Source organism: Qipengyuania oceanensis (assembly GCF_009827535.1).
GTDB lineage: Bacteria > Pseudomonadota > Alphaproteobacteria > Sphingomonadales > Sphingomonadaceae > Qipengyuania_C > Qipengyuania_C oceanensis.
Genome location: NZ_WTYN01000007.1, coordinates 21,460 through 30,069, shown reverse-complemented (window position 1 = coordinate 30,069; position 8,610 = coordinate 21,460). Strand labels below are relative to the sequence as shown.

Sequence of the window (8,610 nt, the reverse complement as noted above, 5' to 3'; positions counted from 1 at the left end):
AGCCGTTGGATTTGATACCAAAGGCCATAGCGCCCATCCCGTAAAAGACGCGCGTGTGCCAAGGAAGCGGTGGCGTAGGAATTGGCGATTGCGAGATTGGTTCTAACGGTGGATTCACGGTCGCCATGCCAATCTAATTTTTGATTTCTGAGCCGAGGACAGATTTGTATTCCAGAAATTCATCAAATCCAATCTCGCCCCATTCACGGCCATTGCCTGACTGCTTATAGCCGCCAAATGGTGCGTTGAAATCCGCATGGGCCGCGTTCACGAAAACTTGGCCCGTGCGCATCTTTCGAGCCACTTCGACAGCTTCTTGATGTTCGCCCTGAACATAGCCGGACAAGCCATAGGGCGAATCATTGGCGATCTCGATCGCGTTATCAACCGTGTCGTATGCAATGATGCTCAGCACAGGTCCGAATATCTCTTCTCGTGCAATTGTCATATCATTGCTGACATTTGAAAAGATCGTTGGCGCAATAAAATAGCCGCTCCTAACACCATCGGGCCTGTCTGCGCCGCCGGTTTCCAGCTTGGCGCCTTCTTTGACACCTTCTGAAATCAGCCGCACAATTTCTGCATGCTGACGTTTCGTCGCAATCGGGCCGATAGCCGGCGCCGGCGCATCCCAACTTGTCGCCAGCGGGATGGATTCGGCGACCTCAACTGCAATTCTAGTGGCCTCTGCCACTTTGTCTGACGGAACCAGGAGGCGCGTGCCCGCTGTACAAGTCTGGCCCACATTACTCATAATCCCTTGAACAGCCCTGCCAACAGCATCCTTCAAATCGGCACTTGGCAAAACAATATTGGCTGACTTGCCGCCAAGCTCGAGCGATACTCTTTTGATCGTATCCGCCGCTGCCTTTGAGACGTTGGCTCCGGCCATCGTAGACCCAGTAAAGCTGACCATATCAACATCTGGATGCTCAGCTATGGACGCACCCACTACTCTACCAGGTCCATTGACAAGATTGAACACACCAGGAGGCACACCAGCTTCGTGGATAACCTCAGCCAGCAACAGTGAATCCAGGGATGTTTGTTCAGCCGGCTTCAGAACGATCGTACAGCCTGTTGCCAATGCCGGCGCAACTTTGCACGCAACCTGGTTCAACGGCCAATTCCACGGAGTGATCAACCCGCAAACGCCAATGGGTTCGCGTCGTATGGCTGTAGTGCCTTGAATCTTCTGAAACTCAAAACTCTCCAGAACTTTGGCCGCGGTTGAATAATGGGCAATGCCGGCCGGGACTTGCGCCCTGCTTGACCACCAAGTTGGTGCTCCCATTTCCATGCTAATTGCTTCTGAAAACTCGTCAGCTCGAGCTTTGATTCCAGCCGCAATCCGTTCCAACATGGCCCTGCGATCTTCAACGCTAGATTGGGAAAACTCCTTGAACGCCTCCCTGGCTGCTGCCACCGCACGAGCGACATCATCTTCTCCACCGCCAGCAACGGTTGCACAAACTGTTTCGGTGAGGGGATTCACAACCTCAAATATTGACGGATTCAATGGATCAACCCATTCGCCGCCGATATACAGTTTGCTGTGTATTTTCATTTGATATGCCTCTTCTATGTGCTGCTTGCTCAGTCAAAAAAGTTGCGATCAGACTTTCGCCTGATCGCTAGTCTTTGCTCACCAAATTCCCAGCATCTGGTAGAGCGGAGAGTTCTACTAAAACTTGCCGCGCAGGGTCAGTCCATAGGTCCGTGGCTCTTGGACAAATGCACCACGTGCTCGCTGGCCAGAGAATCCTCTAAGCGGAATATGGAATGTCAAAAACCTTGTCCGCACATCAAAAAAGTTGCGAGCCCAAGCCTCAATGGTGAACTTCTCATTTGCAGTTCTAAAACCAAGGCGAAGATCCAACTTCGCGTTCGATTTCTGGATATCAAATGGTGCCGCAATGGCGGCTGCCACCGCGTCCCGTACTTGAGCTTCGGTCGTCAGACCAAAGGTCGCAGGTCTTTCAGTAGGCAAAGTACTGGTGCGCCTTTTTGATTCATAACGAACCGAGAAACCTGCGAACATCGAGGCGCCGCTTGTGTTAATCTCGGTATCAACATTGGCACCACCAATCACAACCAATTTTGGCGCATTCGTGAATTGCTGACCGCACAATGCAGTGACAGAGCCGTTGAAATTCGCATCTGTCGGATCAAATGTGGTGCAATCATCGGGATATTTGGCGTCTGTATAAGTGGCAGCCAGGTTTAGGGATAATGCGTCAGACAACGCATAGGCTGATTCAAATTCCACACCCTTGGAGCGCGCTTTATCGACATTGAATGTGCTAAACCTTGTGCCATCAAATTCCAGCACCTGAAAATCCGAAAGATCAGAATAGAACAAGGCAATATTTGCCCAGGCCCGGTTGTTCAGGAATACGGATTTGAAACCCAATTCAAAGGCATCAATTTTCTCTGAGCGGAATCGCGGATCTGCACCGCCAACCGCAGCGGAAACATCAAGGTTAAATCCACCGGACTTAAATCCATGCGTAAATCCACCATAGACGAAGGTTTGATCTGCAACTTCGTAGCTTAAATTTGCAGTATAGGTGAGCTGGTCATCCTTGAAATCTCTGTCAAATGGTTGTGGGATTAGATTCAAGTATGAAGTCACAAATGTATTTGCCGCGTTCGTATTTGCAAATTGGGTGAAGAAATTATTTGGGTCGCTAGGATCATATAGACCGGAATTGAATATCCAACAGTTCGATTGAACAACTAATGCCAGTCGTGCGGGTCCCCCTGCGCCAAAGAAACCATTCGTCCCATTGTACAGACCAAAATTAGGTGAAGTTAAGCTTGTCAAATTGTTGAATGTTGCCTCGCAGGCGTTGTGCTGTCCGGGAACTTGGTGGCCGACTTGGGCATCTTTCTTTTCAGTGATGTATCGAGCACCAAGCGTCAGATTTAGCCCGTCAGTAAGCTCCAGCACATTGTGAGTGAAGACCGAAAAAGAACTGCCATCTTGCTGTGCCCTTGGCGCGGCATAGTCGCCAGCTGCATCTACGCCGTTAGAAGCAAAATTTAGCTCATTGAAATCTGCAAAACCAAACGAACCGACGCTAACGCCCGCCTGCATATCCCGCAAAAATACCAAAGCATAACGTTGATCGATCTTCTCATGCGAATAGTATGCCCCAATTAACCAATCCAAACTGTCTTCAAAGGCATTCCCTTGAAGCCTGAGCTCATGCGATGTCGACTTAATCGTGGTGCCGTTTAGCGCATCCAAGTCCACATTTGGTAAGATAGCTTCAGCTTCGGGGCAGGGACCAACAGCGTATATTTCAAGCGAAGTGTAATCGCCGCGACAAGAAACAGCATTCGATTCGCCATAATAACCTAGATAAGAGAGGTTTGCGAAAGGCAATTCCACATCATACGTGGCGCCAACATTCCAACCGTTATAAGGGTTGGTATAGTTGCTGTCGTTCGCCAACCCTTCTTTTAGGGCTCGGCGACCAACAAAGTCAGCCCCTGCTGTTCCGCCAAATGCAGAAAATGGTGCCGAGTTAGCCTGAATAAAGGGTGAGTGATTCAACCACACCGCCGAACAACATTGATCATCCCCTCGAGAATAACCAGCAAATAGACGCAAAACGCCTGCATCTTCTAAGTCAAATAGCAACTGTCCGCGAACGGAAGATCGGTCTATCGAGCTAGAATCATATCCGTCCGGGCCAATAACATATCCATCACGCACAGCATGCGAGCCAGAGACCCGAAGAGCTACTTTTCCTTCAGAAACCGGAACATTAAACCCGCCGCGAACCTTGAACAGATCGTAATTGCCGGCGGAAACATCGAAGAATGCTTCTGTATCATCAAGGTTTGGCTTGTTGGTCTTTATGACCAAAGCGCCTGCCGAAGTGTTGCGACCAAAAAGCGTACCCTGCGGGCCCCTTAGGACCTCAACTTGCTGAACATCATTCAATTCACCAAGGACCGCACCTGGGCGCGGGATGTAAAACCCATCCACAAATGCGCCGACCGAACTTTCAATACCAATATTGTTACCGGTGGTTCCAATCCCGCGCAAACGAAGCGTCAGCCCGCCAGTCGTACTATCCGAGGAGTTCATCTGGTAGCTAGCGGCGGCCCGCTCCAAATTTGTAATGTCTGAAACGCCGGTACGCACCAACATTTCGGCATCTACGACTGTAACGGCAATCGGCGTCTCAACAATGGACTGTTCGCGCTTTGTAGCGGTGACGATTATTAGATTTCGGTCGCTCTCTGGTTCGCTCTGCGCTTGCGCAGAAGGGGCCTCCTGCTGAATATCATCATTTGCCGATGCAATCCCAGGCGCGCCCATATAGCCAAGGGCGGATGCAATCAAAGCAAATCTTGAGGTTTTGCCCCAAAAATCAGATTGATCGCCCAAGTTTAGTTTGTTGTGATCGTTGTTGCTCAAGATACCCTCCTCAGGTGCCGCAAAATAATTTTGCTTATTTCTATAGCTATCAGAGCACGTTCACGGAGGTATGATCATAATGATCAATTTTCGACAAATTCGATCTGCCACACATTCCAGTTGGAAAACCTAACACAATGCCTTCGTGGCTTCGCCCCATTGCGCGTACTTCAACAGATTCACACCTTCAATCGGCTTAAATTGAGATATTGGTGCCGCCGTAAAGCCCTGCAAACAGCTAGAAATCGGCCAAGAGAAAGCTTGCAATGTCTTCAGCATAGTTGGCGATATCCTCGCGAGCAGCTCTGCATTCGTCTAAAGTTATTGCTGTCTCAAAGGTATTATTTTCCGGATATTCCATCTAGGTTGCGCGTGGGCGGTTTGGTCAGGCGTTGTTGAGATGCCACCCACAATGTACTTATGAGTCCCGGTCAAAGCCCCTTTAATCACTCGATAGCTTGCTAATGACCGGCATTTATCGAGCTTCTTGTTCGCAAATTATGAGGACCGAGCTCATCAAGACTTCTTATTCCCATCAGTTTCATATCTCGTTCTATTTCTGTCCTCATGTTTCCAAGGGCGCGTTCAACTCCAGCTTGGCCTGAGGCAGCCAATGCATACAGATAGAATCGTCCTCCTGATACCGCTTTTGCCCCCACGGAAAGCGCTTTTAGGACATGAGTGCCGCGCTGCACTCCTCCTTCACAGATCACATCAATCTTGTCTCCAACCGCATCACAAATTTCTGCCAGCTGATCAAAAGGCGCACGAGCGCCGTCAAGTTGACGTCCACCATGATTGGAAACCATAATTCCTGTGCAACCAATTTCGACAGCTCGTAGCGCATCCTCAACACTCATGATGCCCTTCAAAGCGAATTGCCCTCCCCATTGGGAGCAGAGTTTTTCAGCGTCGTCCCAACCCATCGATTGGTCCAGCATAGTGGAGAAATAGTCTCCAACGGATACTGCCAAATTTGTGCCCTGTCCCACGTGACCAGATAAATGGGGCATGTCGAATTTCTCTTTCGTCAAGAAATTCCAAGCCCACATCGGGTGGGAGGCAAAACTAGCCAAGGAAGATAGAGTCAGCTTTGGAGGAGACTTGAAGCCGGTGCGCAAGTCTCGTTCACGATTTCCTCCCGTTATTGTATCCACGGTTAAAGCCATGACCTCAAAATTTGCATCCCGTGCACGCTCCAAAAGTGTATCGTTAAGGTCGCGATCCTTGTGGAAATAAAACTGAAACATTTTGGGGCCCGATGCGATCGGGGCGATTTCTTCCGCTGAAACCGTTGCTAACGATGAGATCCCAAACATAGTGCCATATCTTGTCGCGGCTCTTGCAACAGCACGCTCTCCCTCATGATGGAACAAGCGCTGCAGCGCGGTTGGAGCACAATAGAAGGGCATGGCTAGTTTTTGCCCCATCACCTCGACGCCCATATCAATTTGTTCGACGCCTCTTAGTACATTCGGAACCAAGTCCACGTCTTCAAATGCTGCGCTATTTCTGCGGTATGTCACTTCATCATCAGCAGCGCCATCAATGTAATGGAAGATGGGACTAGGGAGACGTTTTTTCGCTAATCGGCGGAAATCTTCAAAATTATGACAGTCTCTAAGGCGCAACTCAATATTCCTTGATTTTGGCTCGCGTGTCAAAGCACCCAACGTTTGTTAAGTGTCCTTTTTGCGGTTTCATTCTTTCGTCATCCTCGCGCATTACAAATTGTGAAAACCTGATTGGCATTCGACTGCTGGGGTTTCGGGCTTTGTTGCCTACACCTAAGAATATTGAAAAATGGCCAAATATTGAAATCTCTGCACTTATCACTCTACCCAAACTACCATGAGAGTCTTTGACGAATTGCTTCAATAATTGTCAGTTTGGTGCGGCCAGTCAGTCAACTTCGGGTGCGGTCCCATGCGAAAAATGACGGATAACCGCCATTATGTGAAATGTCGGAAAGTGGGCCGCTAACAGAAGGACCGCTTTTGAAAAATCCAGGCGCCAAGCGGTCTCCGCGAGATCAAATCCATATCTCTAGGACCGCTAGTCGAAAAGATTGAAATCGAAAGGGAAGTTTAGATCGTCTCCATAAGCAGAAGACGCCACTGCGACTCAAAGCCTCACCTTGCCTTTGAACTACTTAGCCACTAGTGTTCCACGAATGTTCTCGGAGGCAGATCATGTCTGACAACAGCGCAATCGAATGGACCGACGCCACTTGGAACCCGGTGACGGGCTGCACGAAGATTAGTCGAGGCTGTGACAACTGCTACGCTGAAAGATTTTCTGAGCGGTTCCGTGGAGTTCCGGGCCATCCGTTCGAAAGCGGTTTCGACCTTACACTTAGACCTGCTCGGTTAGAACAGCCACTTGGCTGGCGACGTCCCCGAATGATCTTCGTCAACTCGATGTCAGACCTATGGCACAAGTCAGTTCCGTTCGAATACGTCGATAGAGTTTTCGATACGATGGAGAAGGCCGATTGGCACGTTTATCAGCTCCTGTCGAAGCGCAGCTCTCTCATGTCGAAGTACCTCCGAAAGCGGTATCGAGATCGGCCCTGCCCTCAACATATTTGGTGCGGGGTTTCAGTCGAGGATGCCCAAGCTAAAAGTCGAATTTTGCACCTCCAAGGCTCGCAAGCGGGCGCGCGTTTCCTGTCGATTGAGCCATTGATCGGCCCGGTGGGAGAATTGGACCTCTTTAATATTGACTGGGTGATTGTGGGCGGAGAAAGCGGTCCGCGGGCAAGGCCAATCGATCCCCGTTGGGTTCGAGAGGTGCGAGACCAATGCATAGAGCAAGACGTCGCCTTCTTCTTCAAGCAATGGGGTGGGTTCAGGCCCAAGGACGGTGGAAGGAAACTCGACGGGCGAGAATGGAACGACTTCCCCCAAAAATTCAAGGCTGCGGTGGAGAATGCTGACTAATGGCTCAGCCTCCGGTGCTGCCGCGAGAGTACCACGATCGCGAGCAAACGTTCGTCAAGCACATTATCTTGCGAGGCTATTTGCAAAAAGTCGCTTATAATATCCTCTCGGCGTGGGACGACTTCACATTCGTTGACGGTTTTTCAGGTCCTTGGGAGGCGAGGTCAGAAGAGTTTGCTGACACATCATTCGGCATAGCGATCAGGGAGCTCCGAGAGGTTCGGGAGTCCTTCCGCCTTCGCGGAAAAACGAAGTGTTTGCGCTGTGTATTCGTGGAGAAGGAGGCGGAGCCCTTCGAACGCCTCAATGGCGCCGCTGGAGGCGCAGCGGACCTTCACGCCCGCGCCATCCACGGCACGTTTGAGGACAATATCCCGGAAGTCCGTCGTTACGTTGGCTCCTCATTTGCACTGACGTTTGTAGACCCAACCGGGTGGAGCATCGACCTCAGCCGCATCGCTCCACTCCTAAGACAACGGGGGGAGGTGCTCATCAACTTCATGTACGAGCATTTCAAAAGGTTTGTGGAGGACGAACGTCCCGAAATACGCGCTTCGTATGACAAGCCCTTCGGCGGCTTGCCTTGGCGCAAGATGATTGACGAAGAGATGTCCAACGGCCTTTCTAAGGAAGAGGCCATTCTGGAGGTCTTCAAAACCGCAGTGAAAGAGGTATGCGGTTTCGACTACGTCGCTAGCGCCCGCATTCGTCATCGCAAACTGGACAAGTCGCATTTTTATCTCGTCTACGGCACGCGGCACCAGAAGGGCTTGGAAGTATTCAGGCAAGTTGAACGCACAGCCCTTAGCGCAGAGGAGTTCTTCCGAATTGAAGCGAAGGACCGCGCAATCTCCGCGACTGGGCAACAAGGACTCTTCGAAGATTTGCCGCACAATGCAGAAGAGACTGCAAAGGTTCATTGGCACGAGGAAGTGCGAAAGGCGCGCATGTGGAGCGAGCAATTTATTGGCGGGGAAGCTGTGGTTCTTTTTGAGGTGCTGGCAAGGCGCATCCAACAGCGCTTCTCTGTTACCCTTCCGGAGTTGAAAGACCTGCTGGTGGATATGAAGAATGAGGGGCTGATCGAGTTTGACGGCCTAACGGGCCAACAAAGAAAGCCACGCCCTGGCGTAACCGTCCGTCGAACCGAGAAGCTTGAAAACGCAGTGCAGAACTGACGCGATCCCAATCCTGGCGTTGCCCACTTCGCACAGTTTGTCGCAGTAGATCCTA

The 8,610-nt window shown here is 50.5% G+C and carries 5 protein-coding genes; 2 read left to right on the top strand and 3 right to left on the bottom strand.

The window, feature by feature from the left end:
• Positions 1 to 133 precede the first annotated feature (133 nt).
• From GRI48_RS14020 to GRI48_RS14010, 3 genes are all read right to left on the bottom strand, one after another.
• Complete coding sequence (locus GRI48_RS14020) at positions 134 to 1,567, bottom strand: aldehyde dehydrogenase family protein (protein ID WP_054588540.1); 1,434 nt, start codon at positions 1,565 to 1,567, stop codon at positions 134 to 136.
• A gap of 117 nt (positions 1,568 to 1,684) precedes the next feature.
• Positions 1,685 to 4,435, bottom strand: coding sequence for a TonB-dependent receptor (locus tag GRI48_RS14015; protein WP_160677621.1), 2,751 nt, complete (start codon positions 4,433 to 4,435; stop codon positions 1,685 to 1,687).
• Positions 4,436 to 4,896: 461 nt separating this feature from the next.
• Positions 4,897 to 6,108 (bottom strand): alpha-hydroxy acid oxidase, encoded by a 1,212-nt coding sequence (locus GRI48_RS14010; RefSeq protein ID WP_322787085.1) that lies wholly within the window; start codon positions 6,106 to 6,108, stop codon positions 4,897 to 4,899.
• A 519-nt stretch (positions 6,109 to 6,627) separates the two neighbouring features.
• Here GRI48_RS14010 and GRI48_RS14005 point away from each other — a divergent pair.
• Positions 6,628 to 7,377 (top strand): DUF5131 family protein, encoded by a 750-nt coding sequence (locus GRI48_RS14005; RefSeq protein WP_054588541.1) that lies wholly within the window; start codon positions 6,628 to 6,630, stop codon positions 7,375 to 7,377.
• Positions 7,377 to 8,555 carry a three-Cys-motif partner protein TcmP gene (gene tcmP / locus GRI48_RS14000; protein WP_054588542.1) on the top strand — a complete coding sequence of 393 codons (1,179 nt, stop codon included), beginning with the start codon at positions 7,377 to 7,379 and terminating at the stop codon, positions 8,553 to 8,555. The genes GRI48_RS14005 and tcmP overlap by 1 nt, the downstream gene beginning before the upstream one ends.
• The last annotated feature ends 55 nt before the right edge of the window (positions 8,556 to 8,610 follow it).

What these genes read in the sequence shown, in the direction of transcription:
- GRI48_RS14005 (WP_054588541.1), top strand. Translation starts at nt 6,628, where the DNA reads ATGTCTGACAACAGCGCAATCGAATGGACCGACGCCACTTGGAACCCG.
- tcmP (WP_054588542.1), top strand. Translation starts at nt 7,377, where the DNA reads ATGGCTCAGCCTCCGGTGCTGCCGCGAGAGTACCACGATCGCGAGCAA.
- GRI48_RS14020 (WP_054588540.1), bottom strand. Translation starts at nt 1,567, where the DNA reads ATGAAAATACACAGCAAACTGTATATCGGCGGCGAATGGGTTGATCCA.